Here is a 23,371-nt window from a genome sequence, read left to right on the forward strand (position 1 = left end):
TGGGGTTCGCGCACCCGCCCGAACCGGGCGTTCACGCCCGGATGCCCGCGCGGAACTTCGGAACGCGCATGCCCACTTTGGTGCCGGCGCCGACGGCCGTCTCGACGACGAGCCCGTAGTCGTTGCCGAAGGCGGCGCGGAGCCGGTGGTCGACATTGGTCAGGCCGACGTGCGCGCCCTCGCCGTGATCGAGGGCGTCGAGGGCACCGCTGCGCAGGAGTTCCGGTTCCATGCCCACGCCGTCGTCCTCGACCGTGATGACACAGTCGGTGCCCTCGTCGGCCGCGACGATGGTGATGGTGCCCCCGCCTTTCGACGCGAGGCCGTGCCGTACGGCGTTCTCGACGAGCGGTTGCAGCGCGAGGAACGGTACGACGACGTTCAGGACCTCGGGCGCGACATGCAGTTTGACGTCGAGAGCGTTGCCGAAACGGGCTCGTTCGAGCGTCAGGTAGCGGTCGATGTTGCGCAGTTCGTCCGCGAGCACGGTGTACTCGCCCGCGGCCCGGAAGGAGTACCGGGTGAAGTCGGCGAAGTCGAGGACGAGCTCGCGCGCGCGGTCGGGGTCGGTCCGCACGAACGAGGCGATGGTGTTCAGCGCGTTGTAGATGAAGTGCGGACTGATCTGCGCGCGCAGCGCGAGGACCTCGGCGCGGTTGAGTCGTGCGCGTGAGGCGTCGAGGTCGGCCAGTTCGATCTGACTCGACGCGTACCGCGCGACTTCGGCGATGGCGCCGAGCATTCCGGGGCCGGGCCGTCGGGTCGTGGCGACCACGAGGACCCCGACCCCGACGTCGTCGGCGAGGAGGGGCTGGGCCACGAGCGCGCGCACCGGGGACTCGGCGCCGCTGGGGTCGGTGAGCAGTACGCGCCGGAGGTCGCCCAGCGCGGAGGTCGCCGCACGGTCGGCGTGACCGAGCATCTCGTCGTCCCAGATGTCGTCGCCGTCGGGCAGATGGGCGAGGCGGCTCGGTTCACCGTCGTAGAGGGCGACCGCCTCGGCGCCGGTGAGCGTGAGCAGGTGAGGCAGTGCCTCGCGAGCGGACTCCGCCGAGAGTCCGGTACGCAGCGAGCGGGCGGCCAGGGACGCGGTGTGCAGCGCGAGATGGACCGCCCGCTCGGCCGGGGTCCGCACGACGCGCCGGGTGCGGATCAGCACCACCGCGCCGACGCACGCGAGCACCCCGAGCAGGACGAGGGCGATCGTCACCCCGCTAGACATCGGCGTTCCGGTCGTGGTTGTCGGGCCCGGTGAGGCTGTCTCCGTGAGGTAGCGACGATACGGCGAGATCGATGAGGGTGTGCCGGTCGGCGCGCCACTTGTCGGGCGGTAGGTGGCCGTGGGTGTCCAGGTCGGTGAGGCCGTGCGTCGTCGCGAAGAGCAACGCCGCATGGTGTCGTGCGGCGTCGGCGCCGACGATGCGGCTCACGAGGGACATCAGACCGTCCTGTGCGCGGGCGGCGGCGGGGATGGCCGGCGCGCCCGCCGGAGTCGCGAACATGAGCCGGTACAGATGTGGCCGGTCCAGTCCGAGGTCGGACAGCGCGTGCATCGCCGTCCGCACGGCGTCCTCCGGGGACAGGTCCGGGTCGGACGCGATGACCTCGAGTCCGTCGGCGACGACCGCCCACGCCTCGGCGGCGACTGCCGCCAGCAACTCGTCCTTCCCGACGAAGTGCCGGTACGCGGCGGACCGGGAAACCCCGGCGCCACTGCCGACCTCGCGCAGGGTCACCGCTTCCGGTCCGCCCTGGTCGAGCAGTGCCGACGCCGTCGCCAGCAGTGCCTGCCGGGTGTGTGCCGCGGTCTCGGCCCTCGAGGTCATCGCCCCACCATACAGTTGACACTGTCAACCGAATAGGGTTCTCTTGAGTTGACAACGTCAACTCAAACGGCGGGAGCCGACATGAACCCACCCCCCACCTCCACCCCGGCCTGGACGCTGGTCATGACGGGAGCATCGCGCGGCATCGGCCTGGTCGCCGCGCGGACGATCGTGTCGACAGATCTGTCCTGTCACCTCGTCGTGCTCGCCCGCGGAGGCGGACCCGCCGGGTTCGTGGACGGTTTCGGTGAGAACGCCGGGCGCGTCGTCGTGGTCGATGCCGATCTCGCCGATACCGCGGGCACGGCCGCCGCGGCGGCGGAGATCCGGCAGATGCTCGACGACGCGGCGCTTCCGCCGTTGCGGGGGCTGGCGTGCAACGCGGGTATCCAATACGTCGATGACCAGCAGGTCACCGTCGACGGACTCGAGGCGACCTTCGCGGTCAACGTGCTCGCGAATCACGTGCTGATCGGTGAGCTCGGCGGGCACCTCGCGCACGGTTCCCGGATCACGATCACGGTGAGCGACACGCACTTCGGCGACTTCCGGCACAATCTCGGCCTGGTGCCGGCACCGCGATGGACCTCTCCGGCGCGGTTGTCCCGGCCCGGCGCGTTCGGCGGCGCGAGCCCGTCTGCCGGCCGAACCGCGTACTCGACCAGCAAGCTGGCGGCGATCCATCTCGTCCACGAATGGGCACGTCACCTGCCCGACGGGATCGAGATCGTCTCCTACAACCCGGGTTACGTGCCCGGTACGGACCTGGCCCGGGCGGCGAGCGCACCGCAGCGGTGGGCGAACAGATGGGTTGTTCCGGGTCTGACCCTCGTCAGCCCGCTGGACCGGCCCGCCGCGGCGGGCAGGCGTCTCGCGTCGGCGATTCTCGGCGTGCCACATGCGGCCACCGGTGCCTACATCGACCGTGGGCGGGTGTCCGACTCGTCAGCGGAGAGTCATGACGCCGAACGCGAACGCGACCTGTGGGATCACCTGGAGTCGCTGCGTTCGCAGACGTGCCGTCGTCAGTAGGTCGCCCACTCGCCTTGCGCGTACCGCAGGATCCTCGGGTCCATCAGGGTGGACGGCGGCACGTCCAATTGTTGTCTGTCGAGTGGGAAAACCGTTGCGGCAGAGATCTGTTCGGGGCTGAGGAATCGGAGCGGGCCGGGTGCCCGCACGGCCGGCGTGACGCGGCCGCCGGCGCCGGCCAGGTGGAATCCCCAGTCGCCGAAGGCCGGCACGTCGACGTGATACGGGGTCGGGTCCAGTCCGGCCGCGCGCATGGTCGACGCCACGCACCAGAACGACTTCGGTGCGAAGTACGGGGACCCGGCCTGCACGACGGTCCGGCCCGTCGGGGTGAGATGTGCACGGACCATCGCGTAGAACTCGGTGGAATACAGCTTCGCGGTGGCCGAGTCGTCGGGATCGGGCATGTCGACGATGATCACGTCGAACCGTCGGTCGGTGCCGCGTAGCCAGGAGAAGGCATCGGCGGCGATCACCTCGGCTCGGGGGTCGCTCATCGCCCCCCGGTTCAATGTCGTGAGACGCTCGTCGGTCCGGGCCAGGCGGATCATCTCCGGGTCGAGTTCGACGAGCGTGACGTCGCGGGCGTCGGGATAGGTGAGCACTTCGCGGAGCGCGAGTCCGTCACCGCCGCCGAGGATCAGGACGGAGCCGCGCTCGCCGGACATCGCCGGATGAACCAGGGTCTCGTGATAGCGGTGCTCGTCGACGGAGGAGAACTGCAGGTCGCCGTTCAGGTACAGGCGGGTGTCGGCCGCTGCGCCGAACCGGTTCTCGGTGATGACGATGTCCTGATAGGCACTGCGTTCGGCGGCGACGATGGGATCCCGGTACAGGGCCTGGCGGGCGGTGATCTCGAAGCGACCGGACAGCATCAGTCCCGCGACCAGGACGGCGACGACCGCGATCGCCGACGCGGACAGGACCGCCATCTGGGTGCGCGACATCGACTTTCGGAAGATGACGAAGACGAGGAAGCACCCGGCCGCGGCGTTGACGAGTCCGACGACCAGAGCACCTCGCAACTGGCCGAACCACGGCAGCAGCAAGAACGGGAAGCACAGGCCACCGATGAGGGCGCCGATGTAGTCGACGGCGAACATGTCGGCGACCGCCGAACCGGCCTCCTGGCGTCGAATCCGTTGCAGCAGAACCATCAGCAGCGGGATCTCGGCGCCGATCAGGATACCGAGCACGAACGCGACGAGGATGAGGGCGGGCGTGTACAGCTCCAGGTACGCGAACGCCGCGTAGAGCGCCATCACCGACAGTCCGCCGATGAGTGCGAGCAGCAGTTCGATCACCGCGAAGGCCGTGACCGACTGCGGCTGGAGGGGTTTGGCCGCGAGCGACCCGATCCCCATCGCGAAGACCATCACCGCGAGGACGATCGACGCCTGCGTCGCGGTGTTGCCGATCAGGAACGACCCGAGCGAGACCAGGGCGAGCTCGTACACCAGGCCACACGCGGCGCAGACGAAGACGACGCCGAGCAGTCCGGCGCGGGCGAATCGCGGCCGCGTCGCCAACGTGTCCGGAGCGGTGTCGGTCGTCGCCGGACCGGGGTCGTCGACGGTCACCAACGGATGGGGGAGTGTGGTGACCCGGTCACAGGATGGAGGCGGCGACGATGATCGACACCCCGATGTGTGCGACGCCCTGCACCCAGACCGCCGGGTGGGTCTCCGGGTGGACCAGGAGTTCGCCCAGATTCCCGGGGGTCAGCAGGTCGATGACGAGGAAGGTCACCGCCATCACGATCAGGCCGATCGCCGAGTACACCGCGGTGTAGGTGAGTCCCTCGAGGAGCCGGCCCTCGCTCGCGACGATGGCCGCGGTGACGATCACGGCGACGGCGAGCATGTTGGAGCCCACCAGGATGCCTGCGTTGCGGTTGCGCTCGGTCCACAGCTGCGAACGGAGCTTCCCGGGCGTGAGCAGGTCGAGGATGCCGAACGACAGGATCATCAGGATCACGCCGACGCCGGCGTAAGCGCCTGCCGCGTAGGCATTCTCAGCGATATCAGCGAGCATGGTCTTCTCCGTTGGTTGATCGGACGAGTTCGATGGGACGGGCCGGTCGGACAACGATCATTTGCCGCCACCGCCGCTCCCGCCGCCGCGGTTTCCGCTGCCGCTACCCGCATAGCGGGGGGTCGGTACCCAGAACGCGCCGATGTAGGGGTGGTAGTGGTTGTAGCCCGACCGGTAGTCGCGGCTGAGCATCACCCGGGTGGTCCCGGCGGCCAGCGGGAACAGACCGACGAGGTAGTCGGGATACTGCAGGAACTGCGTGCCGGAGATGTTGCCCGCGCCTGTGGCGCCGGTCCGCTGGTCGCTGGGACGTTCGGCGTCGCGGATGTCGGCGGCGACCTCCGCCGGGGTCCCGTTGGCGACGTAGGCGTCGACGTCGCCCTCGTCGAGCGAGGTGTCTCGCTCGTAGTTCTGGGAGATGTAGTCGCGCGCCGACCCGCCGATGCCGCCACCGCGGGCCACTCGCGCGGTGCACGCGCCGATCAGCGCGAAAACGGTGAGCACGATGATCACGCCGATGATGATGTTGCGGATCTTGTTGAGGCGGCGGCGCGGGTCCGGCTGCCGGTCGGGCGGGAACTGCTCGGTCATCGGCGGGCCACCGGTCCGCGATCGATTCTGCTGGAGGTGATCACGACCTCGCCGGCTTTGGGGTAGGTGTGCCACGTGTGCCAGCTGATGTCGTCGTCGGTGGACTCGGAGACGATCGCGGTGACGGCATACGGGTCGCCGGGGAAGCGACCCATCACGCATGGATGTCCGGTCGCCAACTGCTCGGTGACGCGCGCGGCCAGCTGTTCGACGAGTGCGGCGAGATGGTCCGAGGTCACCTGTTCGACGCGGGAACTGAAGTAGTAGCCGCTCTCCTGGAAACTCTCCGGAAGTGCCGAGGTCACATCAGGCAGGCAGGCGACGGTCTCACAGATTCGTTGCACCCCGTCCTCGACGAGCACCTGATGGCTCGCGCCGAGCAATCGCACCGACACGGTGATGCCGTCGATGTCGCGGTCCTCCTGTGCCAGGGGCTCCTGCAACGGTGCGCTCAGTGAGAAGCCGAGCTGTGCCGCGCTGGTGTCGGCGAAGGCGACCGCCAGTTGTGCTGCGGGGTCGCCGGGGTGTCCGGGGTTCTCTGTCATGCGGGTGCGATCTCCCTGCTCAGGGCGTCTCGGTCGGGTGGACGGCGGTCGGGCCGTCAGGGCGTCTCCGGAGCCGGGTTGCTGGGATAGATGCGATAGTCCGCCCGGGACAGCAGTTCACCGCGGGCGCACTCCCAGCCGCTGCCGTAGTCCTCGAACGAGAGGCGGTCGTCGCCGGCCTGGTAGTCGTGGTAGGCCATCCGGCCGGAGGTCGCGAGCCCGGTCGTGCCCGCGGAGGTGAAGCGCGCCGAACCCGCCTCCTCCGACTCGTAGCGACGACCCTCGAGCTCCACGGTGTCGGGGCCGGGAGTGACGGCTGCACCGGGCAACTCGTGCCACAGCACGACCTCGAGGTCGGGATCGTCCTCGACCGAGATCCAGGCCTTGGACCCGACACCGGTGTCCAGGAAGTTCTCGGTCCAGGTGTAGCCGTCCTGGGTCAGGCGCAGCGTGCCGCGGACCGCATAGGTCTGACCGCGCAGTTCGACGAGATCGCCCGGCTTGAGATCGCGGGGATCACCGTAGACGGAATCGTCGTCGGCCGAGGAGAAGGGATCGCCGGGCCGGTAGGTCCGCTCGCGCAGGGCGTCCTGTTCGGCCTGCCGGGCCCTGCGGTTGCCGAGGAAATTGAAGATGACGACCACCGCGATGATCGCAAGCAGCGCCACGATGATGATCAACAGGAATTCCACGGTTCAGACCCTAGCCGACCTGGCCGCCCGGGATGGCAGTCGTCGAAGGTGCGAATGACCGCGATCGCTCCTGACGCTCAGGCGTCGGTCGCGCGCAGCAGCGGGATGATCGGTGCGAATTCCTCCAGGGCCGGCTCGTGGACGGAGATGTAGGAGATGCCGGTCTGCGCGCGCAACCCCACGAGCCGCTCGGCGATCTCTGCCGTGGAGCCGACCAGGACCGTCGGCAGCTCCGCGAACGCCTCGGCGGAGCCCGCCGCCTCGGTGGCCCCGGGAGTCCGCTCGAACACGGACTCGGGGTCGTCGGTGACGGCGACGACCTGTAGCAGCAGGTTCCATTCGATGTCGGGAACGCGTTCGCCCGCGGCCCGGCGGGCGAAGGCGACGCGGGACTCGAAGTCGTCGGCGGTGAGCAGCCGGAGTTCGCCGTCACGACTCGTCCGGGCGGCCGTGAACGCGACGATGTCGGCGTGCGCCGCGGCGACCCGTAGAACGCGGTCGCCGTTCCCGGCGACCATCAGCGGTACCCGCGCCTGCACCGGCCGCGGCTCGACGCCGGGGTCGTCGAGCGCGGACGCCACCTTCCTGACCGTGGACGACAGGTGATCGACACGACGGCCCGGGGTCCCGAAGTCGATGCCGGCCGCCTCGAACTCGTTCTTCGCATATCCGGTGCCGAGTCCGAGTTCGACCCGTCCGCCGGATAGTCGGTCGACGGTGGCGACGTCGCGCGCGAGGAGCGCGGGGTTCGTGAATGCCGCGTTGAGGACGAAAGTGCCGAGCCGGAGGCGTTGCGTCGCCGTCGCCGCCACGGACAGCGCGGGCCACGGGCTCGGCGCACCGAGGTGGTCGGGGAAGAGCAGCACGTCATAGCCGAGGTCTTCGACGTGGCGGGCGCGACTCGTCCAGGAGGCCGCGTCGTCGACGGTGAACATGTTGACCCCGAAGCGGAAAGGTCTGGGCGCGCCGGACATACGGATCACGCTAATCAAGGCCGTGCCCCCGGGTGCGGAGATCCCGTCGGTCTGCCGCCGATCCGACCTTGCACTCGCGGTGGGCGAGTGCTAAAAACGAGGTTGGCACTCGCGAGCTGTGAGTGCCAGGTCGGGACGGTGAGGCCGGTACCGAATGACACACCGGTCGTCCGTCGCGGGCACCGAGTTCCGGCCATACGAACCTAGTGTCACCCCCTTCGGAGGATCACTTACCCATGGCCAAGCAAATCGCGTTCGACGAAGAGGCCCGTCGCGGCCTCGAGCGGGGCCTCAACAGCCTCGCCGACGCCGTCAAGGTGACGTTGGGACCCAAGGGTCGCAACGTCGTGCTGGAAAAGAAGTGGGGCGCCCCCACGATCACCAACGATGGTGTGTCCATCGCCAAGGAGATCGAGCTGGAGGACCCGTACGAGAAGATCGGCGCCGAGCTGGTCAAGGAAGTCGCCAAGAAGACCGACGACGTCGCGGGCGACGGCACCACCACCGCCACCGTTCTGGCCCAGGCTCTCGTCCGTGAGGGTCTGCGCAACGTCGCTGCCGGCGCCAACCCGCTGGGTCTGAAGCGCGGCATCGAGAAGGCCGTCGAGGCTGTCACCGAGTCGCTGCTGAAGAGCGCCAAGGAGGTCGAGACCAAGGAGCAGATCGCTCAGACCGCAGGCATCTCGGCCGGCGACCCCTCGATCGGCGAGCTCATCGCCGAGGCGATGGACAAGGTCGGCAAGGAAGGCGTCATCACGGTCGAGGAGTCCAACACCTTCGGCCTGCAGCTCGAGCTCACCGAGGGCATGCGCTTCGACAAGGGCTACATCTCGGGCTACTTCGTCACCGACGCCGACCGCCAGGAAGCCGTCCTCGACGACCCGTACATCCTGCTGGTCTCGGGCAAGGTCTCGACCATCAAGGACCTGCTGCCGCTGCTGGAGAAGGTCATCCAGGCCGGTAAGCCGCTGCTGATCATCGCCGAGGACGTCGAGGGCGAAGCTCTCTCGACCCTCGTCGTCAACAAGCTCAAGGGCACCTTCAAGTCCGTCGCCGTCAAGGCTCCGGGCTTCGGTGACCGCCGCAAGGCCATGCTGGCCGACATCGCCATCCTCACCGGTGGCGAGGTCATCAGCGAAGAGGTCGGCCTCTCGCTCGAGGGCGCCGGCGTCGAGCTGCTCGGTACCGCACGCAAGGTCGTCGTGACCAAGGACGAGACCACCATCGTCGAGGGCTCGGGCGATCCCGACGCCATCGCCGGCCGGGTGGCCCAGATCCGCGGCGAGATCGAGAACAGCGACTCCGACTACGACCGTGAGAAGCTGCAGGAGCGTCTGGCCAAGCTGGCCGGCGGTGTTGCGGTCATCAAGGCGGGCGCGGCCACCGAGGTCGAGCTCAAGGAGCGCAAGCACCGCATCGAGGACGCCGTCCGCAACGCGAAGGCTGCCGTCGAAGAGGGCATCGTCGCCGGCGGTGGCGTGGCCCTGCTGCAGTCGGAGCCGGCCATCGACGCACTCTCGCTCGAGGGTGACGAGGCCACCGGCGCCAACATCGTCAAGGTCGCGCTCTCGGCTCCGGCCAAGCAGATCGCGATCAACGCCGGGCTCGAGCCGGGCGTCGTCGCCGACAAGGTCCTCAACTCGCCCACCGGCACCGGCCTCAACGCCGCCACCGGTGTGTACGAGGACCTGCTCAAGGCCGGCATCAACGACCCGGTGAAGGTCACCCGCTCGGCGCTGCAGAACGCAGCTTCGATCGCGGCTCTGTTCCTCACCACCGAGGCCGTCGTCGCCGACAAGCCCGAGAAGAACGCCGCACCGGCCATGCCGGGCGGCGACGAGATGGGCGGGATGGGCTTCTGATCTCCTGATCAGATCCCTGCGTTCACTCAACGCAGCTCCAACCGAAGGCCGGTCACCCGAGAGGGTGGCCGGCCTTCGGCGTTGCGAACACGGTCGCGACGATCTCCGGCGACCACTCGACGTATTCGAGGACCGCGCCGTCGGGGTGGCGAAGGTAGGCGAATCGTCCTGTCGCACTGTGTGATTCTCCGATGACGACGGCTGCGGACGTGCCGGTGATCAGCGCGATGAGTGCGTCGAGATCATCGACTATGACCGGTCCGACGGTGGACCGGTAGTTTTCGACATCGTCGTCGGCCCCTGCGATGAGGAGGAAGTCTCCGACGGCGGCGAGTTCGGCCTTCTCGAAGGCGAAACGCAGATCGGCGGATGCACCGACGAGGGTCTCGTACAGCGGTAGGGACTCGTCGAGGTCGGCGACGAATACTCTGGCGTAGGTCTTCAGCACTCGCATCGACCCCACGCTAGGAGCGCAGGCGGATGAGCGGCAGTACGAACTTCGAGGTGAGTGGGTACGCCGGGCCGTCGTCCGAGGCCGAGGAGCGGGCCCGGGGACTCGCGCGGTCGGTCTTCGCCGTGGTGTCGACGAAGTGGGGTCTGACCGTCCTCGAGGAGATTCGGCAGCGACCCCGCCGATTCCGCGAGCTGAAACGGTCGATCGGGACGATCAGCGACAAGGTGCTCACCCAGACGCTGCGCGACCTCGAAGCGCATGGACTGATCCATCGTCACGACCATCGCAGCGCGAACCCACGGGTGGACTACACGGTGACGGACGCCGGTCGGGACCTGGTCACGACGGTCCACGGTCTCTGCGACTGGTCGCGAGCGCATCTCGACGACCTGCTCGACGTGCCCGGTTCGCTCGACCGAGCGTGAGGCACTCCCGGGAACGTTCTCGATCCGGGAGGTGTTGAGACGGCCATGAGCGCTCCCATCACCGTCGACATCTGGTCCGACATCGCCTGCCCCTGGTGCTACATCGGTAAACGCAAGTTCGAGGCCGGACTGGCGGAGTTCGCCGGGCGTGACGAGGTCGAGGTGACCTACCACAGCTTCGAGCTCGCCCCCGACACACCGGTCGACTTCGACGGCTCGGAGATCGACTTCCTCGTTCGGCACAAGGGCATGCCCGCCGGGCAGGTCCGGGGGATGCTCGACCAGGTCCGTGAGATCGCCGCCGGCGTCGGTCTCGACTACGACTTCGACCGGTTGCAGCACACCAAGACACTGAAGGCGCACGAAGCCCTGCATTTCGCGAAAGCGCATGGCCGACAGACGGATCTCGCCGAGCGCCTGTTCAAGGCGTACTTCGAGCAGGGGCGGCACGTCGGCCGCGCCGAGGAACTGGCCGAGCTGGCGGCCGATGTCGGCCTCGAGCGCGACGCCGTCCTCGCCGCGCTGGAGTCGGGGGAGTACTCCGCTGCCGTCGCCGCCGACATCGATCAGGCGCGGGCGTACGGGATCAGCGGTGTGCCGTTCTTCGTCATCAACGGCAAATACGGCGTCTCTGGTGCACAGGCGCCGGAGACGTTCACCCAGGCCCTCGACAAGGTCCGCGCCGAGGCGGTCGATCGTGTCTGAACCGCCGGTGCGCTTCGAGATGATCGGCGACGACGACGCGGCGGTCTGCGTCGACGGCGTGTGCGCGGAACCGGAGGTCGGGACGAACGCGCCGGAACCCGAGTCGGACTGAGTGACCCCCAACCCGCCACCATGGTGAGCGCTCGGATCAGGTGGCGGGCGACCTCAAGACGGTGAATGTGATCTCGGTACGAATGACGAAGCCGAGGTGCTTGTACAGTTCGATCGCGTTGACGTTGCTCGCCGCCGCATGCAGGAACGGCGTCTCGCCACGCGCATGGATTCCGTCGGCGACGGCCAGAACCAGACGTGAGCCCAGGCCCTGCCCGCGAAACTCCTCATCGGTGCACACCGCGCTGATCTCGGTCCACCCCGGCGGATGTAGGCGTTCGCCCGCCATCGCGATCAACCGGCCCTCTCGCCGAACCCCGAGGTAGGTGCCCAAACGATAGGTCTCGGGTAGAAACGGCCCGGGTTGGGTGCGGGCGATCAGCGCGAGCATGTCGTCGACATCCGCGGCACCGAGCCGAACCGCTTCCTCGAAAGGCCTGGGACGCAGACGGTCGGTGGCGACCATCTGCACGCCGAGCCCACCCATGACCGGCGTCCAGCCCGCCGGCGCCACAACCCCGGAATGAGATATCGCCACCTCCTGCTCCGGACCGACCAGCGCGGCGAGATCGGTCCACGCACGGGGGTCGTCGACATCGCCGATGCCGATCATGGGGGCCACCGTGGGCAGGTAGCGACGAACCAGGTCGGTGCCCTCGCTGAACTGCGCGTGCGGTCCGATCAGGCTCTCCCACATCGCATTGTCGAGGACCGAGGTGTCGGGGTATGTCTGCGGCGCCGTCACCGGTTGGCCCACTCTTTGGCGATCAGTTCGTAGGACCGCACCCTCGCCTCGTGGTCATGGGTGATCGTCGTGATGGCGATCTCCGATGCGCCGGTCGCGTCGCGAAGCTGTTCGAGCTGGTCGGCAACTGTCGTCGGCGAACCCACGAACTGGGTCAGCACGCGGTCGCGCACCAGGTCCCGGTCGTCGTCGGTCCACTCCAGGGCAGCGGCCTCGGTCGGCGTGGGGAAGGGGATCGCACCTTCGCCCCGACGGATGCTCCGCACCCAGGGCGCGTACCCGGATGCCAGTTCCGTTGCCTCCTCGTCGGAGTCGGCGATCACCGCGCCACCGACACCGCGACGTACGGTTCCGGTACGTCGTCGGACGGCCGGAATGCGGCCCGATAGGCCTCCACGGCGTCGACGACGGTCGTCGGGCTGTGGTGGTAGCTGGCGACAAAGCGTAGACCTCTCGACCCGGCGACGGTCGCGCTCGATCCGCCGAGGATCCACACTTCGACGTCGGCGCCCTCACCGGGTGCTGCGTGCGCCGGCAGCCCCTCCGGGCTGACGTAGGTGCCGTCGAGCAGCGCGAGGACAGTGGAGATCTGCTCGTCGTAATCAGGCGCGTAGGCGCCCGGTTGTTGCAGAAGGCCGAGCAGATGCGCGGCCGCATCGCTGTTGTAGGCGGCCGTGAGATCGGGCTGCCGTGGCAGGAGCAGGCCGTTGGTTGTGCGCAGGTCCTCACTGTGGTCGACACCGCCGCGTTTCGACAGGAATTCCGCTGTGGCAGTAGACGTCTCGGCCTTCTCAAGCCGGGGTGCCGGACGGGAGATGGACCGGCCGATTCCGAGGTCGAGCCGGCCCGGGTACAGAGCGTTGACGAGACCGAACTCCTCAACGGTCGCCAGGGGCGTCCGGTGGCCGAATTGCACACCGGCGGAGCCCAATCGAATGGTGGAGGTCGATCCGGCGACGAGTGCGATCTCGACCGCAGGAGACGACCCGACGACGCCCGGGTTGAGATGGTGCTCGGCGAACCAGTAGCGGGCATAGCCGAAACGCTCAGCCCGTTGGGCGAGATCTATGGCGTTCCGTACGGCGGCGGTGCTGTCTGCGCCGCTCACCCGGGGCAGGAGGTCGAGTACGGACAGCGGGATGGGTGACACGAGGAGATTCCTATGCAGTCGTCGGGAATTGAGTCGAGAGATGGTCGCTCGGCCATGGTCGCTGCGGTGCAGCGGGCAACCCCAGGTTCTCGCGAAGGGTTGTGCCCGTGTATTCGGTGCGGAAGACCCCGCGTTCCTGCAACTCGGGGACGACCTTTGCCGCGAACTCATCGAGCCCGGTCGGCGTGAGGTGCGGGATGAGGATGAACCCATCGGCGGCCTCGGTCTGCACTCGATGGTTGATCTGTTCGGCGACCTCGGCGGGGGTGCCGATGAAGTCTTGTTTCGCACTGACCTCGACGACGAGATCGCGGATCGACAGATTCTTGGTTTCCGCGAGATGACGCCACTCGTCGATGAGCGCGACTGGGTCCCGGGTGAGGCGAGTCTTGCCCTGGATGATCGAGTCCGCGTCGAGAGCGGGCTCGATCGCGGGCAGAGGCCCATCGGGATCGTAGGCACTGAGATCCCGGTTCCACACCTCTTCGATGTACCCGATCGCAGTCGCACCACTGACCTGCTGTCGCCGGATCACCGCCGCGTTCTGGTGCGCCTCCTCGGTGGTGTCGCCGAGGGCGAACGTTGCTCCCGGAAGGATCAGCAGGTCGTCGGGTGCGCCACCGATGGCCACCTTGCGTGCCTTGACCTCCCGGTAGTACTTCCGTGCGTCGTCGAGGTTCCGGACCATCGTGAAGATCCCATCGGCATACGACCCGCCGAAATCGCGGCCCGCCTCGGCGTCCCCGGCCTGCAGGATGACCGGATAACCTTGCGGGCTCGCGGGAACCGAGAACTGGCCCTGAACGTCGAAGTGCTTACCGCTGTGGGCAAACGAGCCGATGTCCGGCCGAGACCAGAACCGACCGTCGGCTCCGTCGGCGACGATCGCATCGTCGGGCCACGAGTCCCACAGCGCGCGCGCCACCTCGAGCATCTCGGCGGCACGTTCGTAGCGTTCCTCGTACGGGAGAAACCCCCCTCGCCGAAAGTTCGCACCGGTGAACGCGTCTGACGAGGTGACGACATTCCACCCCGCCCGCCCTGCCGTGAGATGGTCGAGAGTGGCGAATTGCCGGGCCACTTCATACGGCTCGTTGAAGGTCGCATTGATGGTCCCGATGAGGCCGATGTTCTCGGTCACCGCGGCAAGTGCCGCGAGGATGGGCAAGGTGTCCGGCCTGCCGACAACATCGAGATCGTAGATCAGCCCGTTCTTCTCCCGGACCCGGAGGCCTTCGGCGAGGAAGAAGAAGTCGAACTTGGCGGACTCCGCCGTCTTTGCGAGATGAACGAAGCTCGAGAAATCTATCTGGCTTCCCGCCCGGTGGTCGGACCATACCGTCGTGCTGTTGACGCCGGGGGATATCGCTCCCAGGCGTACCTCGCGCAGGGGTTTGCGGGTCATGACGCCTCCAACGGTGTCGCATAGCGTGAGCGTGGCCGGTCCAACCCGAGGTGCCCGCGAAGTGTGGTGGCGGAGTAGCTCTCCGGTCGCAGACCGCGGCGCCGGAGCTCCGGTGCGAGAGCATCGCTGATGAGCGGAAGATCCACAGCATTGCTCGCCGGACGCAGGCGTACGCCCTCGAGTCCCGCTGCCGTCCACGCCTCGATGAGGTCGGCCAGCTCGGCCGGGGAGCCGGTGAAGATCCGCGCATCGGAGGTCAAGGGTGCGCCGGACAACTCGTCGAGGCGGTGTAACCGGTCGATCCCGCGCTCCTGGTGCGAGTCGAGGGCGACGAGCAGATCACCGAACTTCACCAGCGGATCGCCTCGGTCGAAGTGCGCGCCGAAACCGGCCAGTTCATCACAGACTCCGCGAATGTCGTTGTCGCTGTGCGGGGTGAACCACACCAGGTCGGCCACGTCGGCCGCCAGTCGATACACCTCGGTCACATGGGCCAGCACCCCGGTGAGCGGCTGACCCTGCGGCGGTCTGGGCACCGTCAACGGCCCCTTGACCGAGAAGTGTTCGCCCTCGAAGTCGATGTGGTGCAACTTCTTTCGATCGATGAACCGACCGGTGGTGGTATCGCGGATCACCGCGTCGTCCTCCCAGCTGTCCCACAGCCGATGGAGTACCTCGCCGTAATCGGCTGCCTCGCCCATCGCCGTCTTCAGCGACCCCCGCAGTTTCGCTTCGCCGGCCTCGCCAGGGTCGAGCAGCGGTTGATCCCGGCGGCCGAACAGCGCCACCTCGGTACCGGCGACGTCGACCTTGAGGCGTACACCTGCGCGGCCTGCGCTGATGAAGTCAAGTGTCGCAATAGCTTTCGCGAGGTGGAACGGTTCGGTATGGGTTACCACGGCCGTCGGGATCAGGCCGATGTGCCGGGTGCGCGGCGCGACCCGGGAGGCGATCAGCACCGAATCGAGTCGGCCGCGAACTCGGTCGACCCGATCGTCAGGAAGACCGAAATTCTCGAACTGGAGTCCGAGTGTGTCGTCGATCGTCAGGAAATCCAACAGGCCCCGCTCGGCGGTCTGGGCGAGCTCGACCCAGTACTCGGGATCGGCCAGTCGCTTCGCGTTCACCGTGTCCTCGCGCCAGGAGGCGGGATGCCACCCGACCCCGTCGAGGGCAGCTCCCAGGCGGACCGGGGTCTGCGGGGTCACTGGTCGGCCGCCACGGGATTCCGCCAATCGGCGACCACGATGTCGCCGCCGGCGAAGGACCCGAAGTCGGTGGTCGCGGTGAAAGCCGGGAGTGCGTAGAGGTCCCGCGCGTAACGCCAGAGCTCTCCGAATTCGCGTAGGCGCGGGGCCCCCGACCGCGCGGCCGCCGCGTCGTAGCGAACCAACGTCACGAACAACCTGGTGTCGGCGAGCGTGACGGCGTCGCCGAGCAGGAACCTGCTGTGCGCCAGTCGCCCGTCGAGATCGGCGAATGCCGTCTTCAGCGTGGCGGCCGCCTCCGGGCTGCCACTCGCCGCCGCGTCGGCGGTGCCGTTGACGTCGGCGCGCAGCCAGGTTTCCAGATCATCGATCTGTGCGCGTAGCGCAGGCGGATACAGCTCGATCCCGCCGGATTCGGTTACGTCGTACTGCGATGCGAGGTCGATGTCGAGTGTCCCGAAATCGTTGCTGACGATCCGGTTCTCGGTGCGGTCCCACAACACGGGAACCGAGATGTGGCCGTCGAATCCGGGCTCGGTGTGCTCGTAGGCATCGCGAAGCAACGTGAAGCCGTTGACGGGATCGGGGCCGTGTGTCTGGCGGAAAGCCCAGCCGCGTGCGTCACGCGCGCTGTCGACATGGCTGACACCGACGATCCCGGACAGGCCGGCGAGTTCGACGGCCAGAGTGATCCGCTGTGACCATGGGCAGAACCAGCCCGCGTATACGTGGTAGCGGTCGGGGACCGCGGGATACGGCGTGGAACCGTCGCTGCTGAGCCGGCCCCCGAACCGGTACAACGGGCGGGTGTCGTCGGGCCGCCTGGATATCGAGTACGCGCCGTATCTGGCGATGTCGGCGGGACTGGCGTAGTCGGACAAGTCAGGACACTCTTTCTGCAGTACGTTCGCGGAACGAGAACAACGTGGGGGCGTTCTTCCCCGCGGTGAGATCGGCGAGGAGCCGACCGATGGCGGGCACGAACTTGAAACCGTGCCCGGAGAATCCGGCCGCGACGGTCACCGGGCCCACGCGGTCGATGATGAAGTTGGAGTCCGCCGTCGTCGCGTAGGTGCAACTGATCGGGACTGGCCGGTCGGCGTCGACGCCGGGGATCCACTCGCGGACGTAGTCCTGCAGGGCCGCCAGCTGACGCGGCTCCGCGGTGAAGTCGCGATGGTCGGGATCGACGACCGGACCGACGCCGTGGAATCCGACCTTGACGCCCTCGTCGCCGGAGGAGAGTCCGTAAACGCCTCCGAAGGGCCGTGTTTCGGGTGCGTCCGGATCGTGCGAGATGGTGAAACTCGGCCATTCGACGGTGCGGTCGAGAGGTGCGAAATGCGCGGGTTGCTCCTGGGTCACGCGGATCGCGGGTAGCGGCACGAGGTGACCGACGAGCTTCTCGGCCCATGCGCCGGCGGCCACGACCACCCGCCGGGCGAGGTATTCATGGTCGTCTGTCCGGACGGCAACGGCGTCGTCGCCGTCGACCTCGATCGAGAGCACCTGGGTGTTGTGTCGGACCTCGGCGCCGCGAGCCACCGCAGCGTTCTGCAGCGCGGTCACGGCGTCGTCGGCGTGCAGTCGCCCGCTTCCCGGGTAGAACAGCACGCGATCGGGGAACGAGATGCCGGGCCACCGTCGCGTCGCCTCCTCCGGGGGAAGCCAGTGATGTTCGACGCCGAGCTCGCCGAGCGTGCCGGCGATCTCGGCCAGATACGGCGGGTGGCCCTGATCGACCCCGCCGGTCACGGTCAGCAACGACGTCCCCGTTTCGGCTTCCAGCTGACGCCATTGCTGCTGCGCCTCGAGAGCCAACCCCGCGTAGGTCGCGTCGGCGTAGGACGTGCGGAAGATCCGCGAGCTGCCGTGCGACGCGCCATTGGTGTGGCCGGGCGTGAAGCGCTCGAGCAGCACCGTCTCGACTCCCCGCTGAGCGAGGTGCCATGCTGCCGCCGAACCCATCGCCCCGCCACCAACGACGACGGTGTCGACGCGACTCGTGCTCATCCGGGAACTCCTGCCGTGTGGTCGGGTCGCTCGGTCTCCAGCGTGGGGATGGCCGCGAGCAGCGCTCGGGTGTAGTCGGCGGCCGGCTCGTCGAAGATGTCCTCGACACTGCCGGTCTCGACCGCGCGGCCGTCCTTCATCACCAGAACGCGGTCGGAGACGTGGTAGATCACGCCCAGGTGATGGGAGATGAAGACATATGCGACACCCAGCTCGCGCTGCACGTCGGCGAGCAGGTCGAGGATCTGGGCCTGGATCGACACGTCGAGGGCGGACACGGGTTCATCGCAGATGATGACATCGGGACGGGTGGCCAGGGCGCGGGCGATGGCCACCCGCTGACGCTGGCCGCCGGAGAGCTGCCGGGGTCGCCGGTTGAGGTGATCACGTGTGAGGCCGACGAGTTCGAGCTGCTCGAGGACGCGGTCGCGACGCTCGGCCCGGGACATTCCCCCGGCGGCCAGCAGTGGCTCTTCGACGATGCGTGCCACGGTGTGGCGCGGGTCGAAGGAACTCAGCGGGTCCTGGTAGATCACCTGGATGTTCTGGCGTTCCCGGCGAACTTGCTTGTCCGTCAGAGCTGCCCAGTCGTGTCCGTCGATCGTGACGGTTCCGGCGTCGGGACGCTCCAGATTCAGGAGTAGGCGCGCGACCGTGGACTTGCCCGACCCGGATTCGCCGACGATGCCGAGTGTCTCACCGCGGCGGACATACAGACTGACGTCATCGACGGCGCGGAGGCGGCGCCCGGCGTCGAGTGTGAAGTGTTTCGTCAGATTCTCGGCTCGGAGGACGACCTCGTCGGCGATGGGTGCGCGCGACAGGGGAGCTCCGCCGCCGGTCGACGACAGACGGGTACCCCGGGCGTGGGCGGCCGGCACGGCGTCGAGGAGCTGCCGGGTGTAGGCGTGCGTAGGGTTGCCCAGTACGTCCCGGGTCGGTCCGTGCTCGACGAAGACCCCGTCCTTCATGACATAGACATAGTCGGCGATGCGGGACACGACCGCGAGGTCATGGCTGATGAGCAGCAGGGCGGTCGCATCCTTCTTGCGTTCTTCGAGCAGGCTCAGGATCTGCGCCTGGACGGTGACATCGAGTGCAGTGGTCGGTTCATCGGCGATCAGCAGCGGGGGCCCGGCCGCCAGGGCCGACGCGATGAGAGCGCGTTGTCGCAGCCCACCGGAGAGCTGATGGGGATATTGGCCGGCTCGCAACGAGGGCTCCGGGATACCGACACTGGCGAGGAGCTCGACCACCCGGGCGTCGACCTCGTCGCGTGCGACGACACGGTGGGTGGTGAGTACCTCGGCGATCTCCGCGCCCACCGTACGGAGGGGGTCGAGTGAGACCAGGGCGTCCTGGAAGACGAACCCGACCTCCTTGCCGCGTAGGGTCCGCCACCGCTTCTCGGAGAACTTCCGGGTGTCGTTACCGTTCACCCGCAGCTGATCTGCTTGTACCCGGGCGCCTGAACCGATCAGTCCCACGAGACTGCGAGCGGTCACGCTCTTGCCCGATCCGGACTCACCGACGATGGCCACGCTCTGACCGCGGTGGATGCTGAACGTGACGCCGTCGACGGCGGCGACGGTGCGGGCTCCGGATGGGAATCCCACCCGTAGGTTCGTCACCTCCACCAGGGGCGTCTGCGATACGGGCGGTGTGATGAGCGCGGTCACGGGGTGCTCCGTCCGTCGTTGCGGCGCTGCAGGTACCGTCCGACGACGGTCACCGAGAGAACGGTCAGGGTGATGGCGAGACCGGGGAACACGGCGGGCCACCACGCCACGGAGAAGTAGGTGCGGCTCGCGGAGAGCATGCTGCCCCACTCGGCGGTGGGGGGTTGGGGTCCCAGGCCGAGGAAGCTCAAGGAGGACGCTATCCCGATCGCCGAGCCGATGCCGATGGTGCCGAGAACGAGGACGGGCCCGATCGCGTTGGGGACGATGTGTCGTGCGACGACGTTGGCCTGGCTCCAACCCAGTGCCCGAGCTGCCTCGACGAAAACCGCTCCGCGCAAACGGATCACCTCGCCGCGGACGAGTCGCGCATAGCTCGGCATGGTCACGACGGCAACACCGATGATGGTGGTCATGGTTCCGGGCCCGCGTGCGGCCACGATCAGGAACACCAGCAGCAGACCGGGAATGGAGAGGAACACGTCGAGCAGGCGGGACACGACCCAGTCGCCGATGCGACCGCCGCGGGCGGCGAACACACCTATCACCGTGCCGACGACAACGGCGAAGAGAGTGGCGCTCACCCCGATGAGCAGGGACGGTCCCGCTCCGTAGACGATGCGGGCGTAGATGTCCCGGCCGTTCTGGTCGGTCCCGAAGATGTGCTCCCAACTGGGTGCCAGGAGCATGTCGAGCGGATCGCCCGCATTGGGATCGCGACTCGTGAACCAGGACGGGAAGACGGCGACGAACGTCATCAGCAGAATGAACGCGCTGCTCAATGTCACCGAGATCCGAAGACGTCGAACTCGTTGTGTCCAGCTCGGTCCGGCGGTGAACCGTACCGAGCCCGCGGGCACTGTCCCGACGTCAGGTGTCGTCATCTGCTCGTCTTCCGTCGATGGGCCCCGAGGGGACCGGGGATGTGGCGTCGCGCAGACGCGGGTCCAGCCACCCGTATGCGGCGTCGATCAGCGTGTTCACGATGGTGTAGAAGGTCGCGGCGATGATGACGACGCCGAGGATCAGGGGCAGGTCCTTGCCGATGACGGCCGCAATGGTCAACCGGCCCAGTCCTTCTCGTGAAAACACCTGTTCGACGACGACAGCACCGCTGATCAGTGTGCCGACGATCAGCCCCCACATGGTGATGACCGGCATCGCCGCGTGCCGGATGACGTGCCGCACGAGTACCGCCGTCTGACCGATGCCCCGCGATCTCGCGGTCACCACGAACGGTTCGTGGAGGGTCTGCTCGACGCCATGGCGCAGTACCTGAGAGAGCAGGGCTGCCGGGGTTGCCGAGAGAGCGATCGTCGGCAACACCAGTGATGCGATGCCGTCGGACCCGACCGAGGGAAACCAGTTCAGGTTGAAGGAGAAGACCGTCAGCAGCAGGATGCCGAGCCAGAACGTCGGAATCGCGACCGTCAGCACCTCGAGCGAGGTCACCGGTCCCCGGATCAGACCCGGACGGTTGGCGGTCGCCAGTCCTATCACGAGGGCGACCACCAGCGACAGGACCGCCGAGACCGTCACGAGTTGCATCGTGGGCCAGATCTGTCCGGCGATGGCCTCGCTCACGGGCATCCGCAACGCGTAGGACTGCCCGAGGTCACCGTGCAGGAGCCTCCAGAAGTAGTTGACGTACTGCACGACGATCGGGTCGTCGAGCTTGTAGTCGCTGATGATCTGGGCGCGGACCTCGGGCGAGACCTGGTTCGGTCCGATGATGGCGTTGATCGGCGACCCGCCGCCCGCGTGGATCACGAGGAAGGTCGCGGTGATCGCGCCCCACAACACGAAGAGCGACACGAGTAGCCGGCGGGCGACCGCCCGACCCACGGTCCGCGTACGCGGGACCTGGGTCGGACCGGCCACCGCTTCGATCACCGTCATGGTGCGAGCCAGGCATCGTAGAAGGTGGGGAATGCCTGTGGCTCGAACTCGACACCCTGGACCTTGTCTCTGCGGCCGAGCGCGTAATTGAACACGAAGACCGGGAACACCGCGGCATCGTCGGCGATCTGTTGCTGAGCGCGGCCGTAGATCTCGGACTGCTTGGTCAGGTCCGTCTCGCCCAGAGCGGCGACCAGATCAGCATCGACTGCCGGGTTCGAATACCGGGCGAAATTGGTGCCGAACGTGTCCGGCAGTGCCGGGATGTTCGACGAATGCGACAGTGTGCGAAGCGCATCGGGAGATGCACGCTGCCAGCTGATGTCGGCGACGTCGTAGTCGCCGCGATAGAGGCGCGACAGGTACTCGTCGACGGTGACATTCTTGATCTGATAGTCGATCCCGAGCTTCTTGGCCGACGACTGCACCTGTTCGAGCAGTGTGTCGCGCTGTTCTCGGGCAATGTCCGCGAGGAAGGGATGTACGACGGTCAGTCGCTGTCCGTTCTTGGTGCGGTATCCCTCGCCGTCCTTGGCGATCCAACCAGCCTCGTCGAGAAGGGTGTTCGCCTTGTCCTCGTCGAAGGCGTACGCGGATTCGCTTTCCTTGTTGTAGCCCACCGTCGCGGGGCTCAGCGTGTTCTTCGCCGGCTGGAAGACCCCGAAGTAGAGCTTGTCGACGATGGCGTCCCAGTTGATCCCGGCGCGGAACGCCTCCCGCACCTTGAGATCCGCGAAGGCACCCCGGGCCGTGTTGGGGTAGTAGTTGTAGTTTCCGCCGGGTGCCTGTTCGGTGTCGACGGTGAAACCCGGTGTCTCTTTGAGCTGAGAGACGTTGACCGGCGGAACGCTGGCGATGGCATCGACCTGGTTGCTGGTCAGCGCCCCATACCGTGACGAGTCCTCCGAGATCTCTTTGATGCTGATGCCCTGCAGGTACGCCTTACCGGTATGACCGGCGTTCCCCGGTCCCCAGTTGTAGGCGTCGTTTCGGACGTAGTCGATACCCTTGTTGGGCTGGTACCCGTCCGGGCTGACGAATGGGCCGGTCCCGACGATCTTGCTGCACAGCGCATCCGGCCCCTTGGTCAACGTCGAGGGGGCCTCGATTCCGAGGTATGCGGTGGCCGCTGACGGCAGGAAGGCCGAATTGGGTTCCGAGAAAGTCACTTCCACATGGGTGGGATCGATGACCTTGGTGCCGGTGTAGGTGGCGATGGTGTTGGCGGCCAGTTGGGACTTGGTCGCCGGGTCGACGATGTGGTCGAAGTTCGCCTTCACGGCGTTGCCGTCGAACTTCTCTCCGTTGGAGAAGGTCACGTCATCGCGCAGGGTGAAGCTGCAGGTCCGCTGATCAGGGGAGACGCTCCACTCGGTGGCCAGCCACGGAGCCAGGGTCCCGTCCTTGTTCAGGGCCACCAGCGAATCGAGAATCGGCCGCGCGTAGAAACCCGCGACATCTGCCGGGCTCTGGTGTGGGTCGAGGCAGTCGCCGGGCCCGCTGGCGCTGGCGAATCGGAGCGTACCGCCGTCGACCGGGTCGCCGGTTGCCGCAGGCGAATCACCGCCATTGCCGGAGCCGCAGGCGGCGATGAGGCACGCCGTCAGTGTCGCCAGGACTGTGGCCTTGGTTCGATGTCTCCGTTTGTGCCGGACGGACGTGGTCGGGGTGGCCATCTCTTCTCCTGATGTGTGGTGACGCATAGCGATTGCGGAAGGCATGAACTGCGTGAACGCGGCGATCGTGGGCGCGCTGGACCGAACTGGTCCGGCCAGGGGCCGACAGCGTCGGCAGATGATCATCGAACTCCCGCACTCTTCCCTGGGGTTCGTATGAGTCGAACCCGCGCTTGCTCCGTCCCCGGTTGCCGGTGGAGCCGTGTCGTTTATCCAGGGCACCCCGCCGCGGTGGAGGGTTGCCGATCAGCCAGCTGGAACTTGGCGCTGATACTCGTTGACACACAACAGTTCTTGTTCGCGCGCAAGGCCGCGTCCAAGCACTGCATCGAAACCTTATCCACA

The 23,371-nt window shown here is 67.5% G+C and carries 22 protein-coding genes, 1 pseudogene and 1 riboswitch; of the genes and pseudogenes, 4 read left to right on the forward strand and 19 right to left on the reverse strand.

The annotated features are described in order from the left end of the window. Window positions 1–31 precede the first annotated feature (31 nt). A complete protein-coding gene (locus KTR9_RS03820; RefSeq protein ID WP_035717443.1) occupies window positions 32–1,222 on the reverse strand; it encodes a sensor histidine kinase in 1,191 nt (396 codons plus the stop codon). Then, a complete protein-coding gene (locus tag KTR9_RS03825) occupies window positions 1,215–1,826 on the reverse strand; it encodes a TetR/AcrR family transcriptional regulator (RefSeq protein ID WP_014925290.1) in 612 nt (203 codons plus the stop codon). Before KTR9_RS03825 ends, KTR9_RS03820 begins: the two co-directional genes overlap by 8 nt. 81 nt (window positions 1,827–1,907) lie before the next feature. Between KTR9_RS03825 and KTR9_RS03830 the strand changes: the two genes are divergently transcribed. Beyond that, window positions 1,908–2,858, forward strand: coding sequence for an SDR family NAD(P)-dependent oxidoreductase (locus KTR9_RS03830; RefSeq protein ID WP_014925291.1), 951 nt, complete (start codon window positions 1,908–1,910; stop codon window positions 2,856–2,858). Here KTR9_RS03830 and KTR9_RS03835 read toward each other — a convergent pair. The 6 genes from KTR9_RS03835 to KTR9_RS03860 all read right to left on the reverse strand — a co-directional run bounded on the left by KTR9_RS03835 (window position 2,852) and on the right by KTR9_RS03860 (window position 7,694). Beyond that, entirely contained in the window at window positions 2,852–4,438 is a 1,587-nt protein-coding gene (locus KTR9_RS03835) for a polyamine aminopropyltransferase (RefSeq protein WP_014925292.1), read from the reverse strand. The genes KTR9_RS03830 and KTR9_RS03835 overlap by 7 nt on opposite strands. A 28-nt stretch (window positions 4,439–4,466) precedes the next feature. Next, the gene (locus KTR9_RS03840) at window positions 4,467–4,892 is read right to left on the reverse strand and encodes a DUF350 domain-containing protein (RefSeq protein WP_014925293.1); all 426 of its coding nucleotides are present in this window, start codon (window positions 4,890–4,892) and stop codon (window positions 4,467–4,469) included. A gap of 57 nt (window positions 4,893–4,949) precedes the next feature. Beyond that, window positions 4,950–5,483 carry a DUF4247 domain-containing protein gene (locus KTR9_RS03845; RefSeq protein ID WP_014925294.1) on the reverse strand — a complete coding sequence of 178 codons (534 nt, stop codon included), beginning with the start codon at window positions 5,481–5,483 and terminating at the stop codon, window positions 4,950–4,952. After that, window positions 5,480–6,028, reverse strand: coding sequence for a DUF2617 family protein (locus KTR9_RS03850; protein ID WP_010842851.1), 549 nt, complete (start codon window positions 6,026–6,028; stop codon window positions 5,480–5,482). The genes KTR9_RS03845 and KTR9_RS03850 overlap by 4 nt, the downstream gene beginning before the upstream one ends. Window positions 6,029–6,084: 56 nt before the next feature. Further along, window positions 6,085–6,720: a DUF4178 domain-containing protein gene (locus tag KTR9_RS03855; RefSeq protein WP_014925295.1), complete on the reverse strand. Its 636-nt coding sequence runs from the start codon at window positions 6,718–6,720 to the stop codon at window positions 6,085–6,087. A 77-nt stretch (window positions 6,721–6,797) separates the two neighbouring features. Then, entirely contained in the window at window positions 6,798–7,694 is an 897-nt protein-coding gene (locus KTR9_RS03860; RefSeq protein ID WP_044505804.1) for a TIGR03621 family F420-dependent LLM class oxidoreductase, read from the reverse strand. A 236-nt stretch (window positions 7,695–7,930) separates the two neighbouring features. Between KTR9_RS03860 and groL the strand changes: the two genes are divergently transcribed. Then, window positions 7,931–9,556 carry a chaperonin GroEL gene (gene groL, locus KTR9_RS03865; protein WP_010842848.1) on the forward strand — a complete coding sequence of 542 codons (1,626 nt, stop codon included), beginning with the start codon at window positions 7,931–7,933 and terminating at the stop codon, window positions 9,554–9,556. A gap of 52 nt (window positions 9,557–9,608) precedes the next feature. On the opposite strand, the gene KTR9_RS03870 is transcribed toward groL, so the two are convergent. Next, window positions 9,609–10,010 carry a VOC family protein gene (locus KTR9_RS03870; RefSeq protein WP_014925297.1) on the reverse strand — a complete coding sequence of 134 codons (402 nt, stop codon included), beginning with the start codon at window positions 10,008–10,010 and terminating at the stop codon, window positions 9,609–9,611. A 26-nt stretch (window positions 10,011–10,036) separates the two neighbouring features. On the opposite strand from KTR9_RS03870, the gene KTR9_RS03875 reads away from it, so the two are divergent. Together KTR9_RS03875 and KTR9_RS03880 are read left to right on the forward strand one after the other, a co-directional pair. After that, the gene (locus tag KTR9_RS03875) at window positions 10,037–10,435 is read left to right on the forward strand and encodes a winged helix-turn-helix transcriptional regulator (RefSeq protein ID WP_014925298.1); all 399 of its coding nucleotides are present in this window, start codon (window positions 10,037–10,039) and stop codon (window positions 10,433–10,435) included. A 45-nt stretch (window positions 10,436–10,480) separates the two neighbouring features. Beyond that, window positions 10,481–11,140 (forward strand): DsbA family oxidoreductase, encoded by a 660-nt coding sequence (locus KTR9_RS03880; RefSeq protein WP_014925299.1) that lies wholly within the window; start codon window positions 10,481–10,483, stop codon window positions 11,138–11,140. A gap of 148 nt (window positions 11,141–11,288) precedes the next feature. Here the strand turns inward: KTR9_RS03880 and KTR9_RS03885 are convergent, their stop codons facing one another. The 10 genes and pseudogenes from KTR9_RS03885 to KTR9_RS03930 all read right to left on the reverse strand — a co-directional run bounded on the left by KTR9_RS03885 (window position 11,289) and on the right by KTR9_RS03930 (window position 23,026). Then, window positions 11,289–11,996, reverse strand: coding sequence for a GNAT family N-acetyltransferase (locus KTR9_RS03885; protein ID WP_014925300.1), 708 nt, complete (start codon window positions 11,994–11,996; stop codon window positions 11,289–11,291). Beyond that, a pseudogene (locus tag KTR9_RS03890) lies at window positions 11,993–13,146 on the reverse strand (LLM class flavin-dependent oxidoreductase). Before KTR9_RS03890 ends, KTR9_RS03885 begins: the two are co-directional and overlap by 4 nt. Before the next feature lie 10 nt (window positions 13,147–13,156). Next, complete coding sequence (locus KTR9_RS03895) at window positions 13,157–14,551, reverse strand: NtaA/DmoA family FMN-dependent monooxygenase (protein ID WP_014925303.1); 1,395 nt, start codon at window positions 14,549–14,551, stop codon at window positions 13,157–13,159. Then, window positions 14,548–15,759 (reverse strand): LLM class flavin-dependent oxidoreductase, encoded by a 1,212-nt coding sequence (locus KTR9_RS03900; protein WP_014925304.1) that lies wholly within the window; start codon window positions 15,757–15,759, stop codon window positions 14,548–14,550. The genes KTR9_RS03895 and KTR9_RS03900 overlap by 4 nt, the downstream gene beginning before the upstream one ends. After that, window positions 15,756–16,640, reverse strand: a complete 885-nt coding sequence (locus KTR9_RS03905; RefSeq protein WP_014925305.1) for a glutathione S-transferase C-terminal domain-containing protein — start codon at window positions 16,638–16,640, stop codon at window positions 15,756–15,758. The genes KTR9_RS03900 and KTR9_RS03905 overlap by 4 nt, the downstream gene beginning before the upstream one ends. 1 nt (window position 16,641) lies before the next feature. Further along, window positions 16,642–17,772: an N-methyl-L-tryptophan oxidase gene (solA, locus tag KTR9_RS03910; RefSeq protein WP_014925306.1), complete on the reverse strand. Its 1,131-nt coding sequence runs from the start codon at window positions 17,770–17,772 to the stop codon at window positions 16,642–16,644. Next, entirely contained in the window at window positions 17,769–19,451 is a 1,683-nt protein-coding gene (locus tag KTR9_RS03915; protein WP_014925307.1) for a dipeptide ABC transporter ATP-binding protein, read from the reverse strand. Before KTR9_RS03915 ends, solA begins: the two co-directional genes overlap by 4 nt. Continuing rightward, window positions 19,448–20,335: an ABC transporter permease gene (locus KTR9_RS03920; protein ID WP_014925308.1), complete on the reverse strand. Its 888-nt coding sequence runs from the start codon at window positions 20,333–20,335 to the stop codon at window positions 19,448–19,450. The genes KTR9_RS03915 and KTR9_RS03920 overlap by 4 nt, the downstream gene beginning before the upstream one ends. Then, window positions 20,322–21,350, reverse strand: coding sequence for an ABC transporter permease (locus KTR9_RS03925; RefSeq protein ID WP_044505807.1), 1,029 nt, complete (start codon window positions 21,348–21,350; stop codon window positions 20,322–20,324). The genes KTR9_RS03920 and KTR9_RS03925 overlap by 14 nt, the downstream gene beginning before the upstream one ends. After that, a complete protein-coding gene (locus KTR9_RS03930) occupies window positions 21,347–23,026 on the reverse strand; it encodes an ABC transporter substrate-binding protein (RefSeq protein ID WP_014925310.1) in 1,680 nt (559 codons plus the stop codon). Before KTR9_RS03930 ends, KTR9_RS03925 begins: the two co-directional genes overlap by 4 nt. A 164-nt stretch (window positions 23,027–23,190) precedes the next feature. Next, window positions 23,191–23,309, reverse strand: a riboswitch (SAM riboswitch). Between the last annotated feature and the right edge of the window lie 62 nt (window positions 23,310–23,371).

Origin of the sequence: Gordonia sp. KTR9 (assembly GCF_000143885.2) — a bacterium.
In the GTDB taxonomy this organism is placed as follows: Bacteria; Actinomycetota; Actinomycetes; order Mycobacteriales; family Mycobacteriaceae; genus Gordonia.

Bases quoted from the DNA above. Each gene is read 5' to 3' on its own strand.
- solA (WP_014925306.1), bottom strand. From the start codon at position 17,772: ATGAGCACGAGTCGCGTCGACACCGTCGTCGTTGGTGGCGGGGCGATG.
- KTR9_RS03860 (WP_044505804.1), bottom strand. From the start codon at position 7,694: ATGTCCGGCGCGCCCAGACCTTTCCGCTTCGGGGTCAACATGTTCACC.
- KTR9_RS03840 (WP_014925293.1), bottom strand. From the start codon at position 4,892: ATGCTCGCTGATATCGCTGAGAATGCCTACGCGGCAGGCGCTTACGCC.
- KTR9_RS03895 (WP_014925303.1), bottom strand. From the start codon at position 14,551: ATGACCCGCAAACCCCTGCGCGAGGTACGCCTGGGAGCGATATCCCCC.
- KTR9_RS03830 (WP_014925291.1), top strand. From the start codon at position 1,908: ATGAACCCACCCCCCACCTCCACCCCGGCCTGGACGCTGGTCATGACG.
- KTR9_RS03870 (WP_014925297.1), bottom strand. From the start codon at position 10,010: ATGCGAGTGCTGAAGACCTACGCCAGAGTATTCGTCGCCGACCTCGAC.
- KTR9_RS03925 (WP_044505807.1), bottom strand. From the start codon at position 21,350: ATGACGGTGATCGAAGCGGTGGCCGGTCCGACCCAGGTCCCGCGTACG.
- KTR9_RS03920 (WP_014925308.1), bottom strand. From the start codon at position 20,335: ATGACGACACCTGACGTCGGGACAGTGCCCGCGGGCTCGGTACGGTTC.
- KTR9_RS03845 (WP_014925294.1), bottom strand. From the start codon at position 5,483: ATGACCGAGCAGTTCCCGCCCGACCGGCAGCCGGACCCGCGCCGCCGC.
- KTR9_RS03875 (WP_014925298.1), top strand. From the start codon at position 10,037: ATGAGCGGCAGTACGAACTTCGAGGTGAGTGGGTACGCCGGGCCGTCG.
- groL (WP_010842848.1), top strand. From the start codon at position 7,931: ATGGCCAAGCAAATCGCGTTCGACGAAGAGGCCCGTCGCGGCCTCGAG.
- KTR9_RS03820 (WP_035717443.1), bottom strand. From the start codon at position 1,222: ATGTCTAGCGGGGTGACGATCGCCCTCGTCCTGCTCGGGGTGCTCGCG.
- KTR9_RS03850 (WP_010842851.1), bottom strand. From the start codon at position 6,028: ATGACAGAGAACCCCGGACACCCCGGCGACCCCGCAGCACAACTGGCG.
- KTR9_RS03930 (WP_014925310.1), bottom strand. From the start codon at position 23,026: ATGGCCACCCCGACCACGTCCGTCCGGCACAAACGGAGACATCGAACC.
- KTR9_RS03825 (WP_014925290.1), bottom strand. From the start codon at position 1,826: ATGACCTCGAGGGCCGAGACCGCGGCACACACCCGGCAGGCACTGCTG.
- KTR9_RS03880 (WP_014925299.1), top strand. From the start codon at position 10,481: ATGAGCGCTCCCATCACCGTCGACATCTGGTCCGACATCGCCTGCCCC.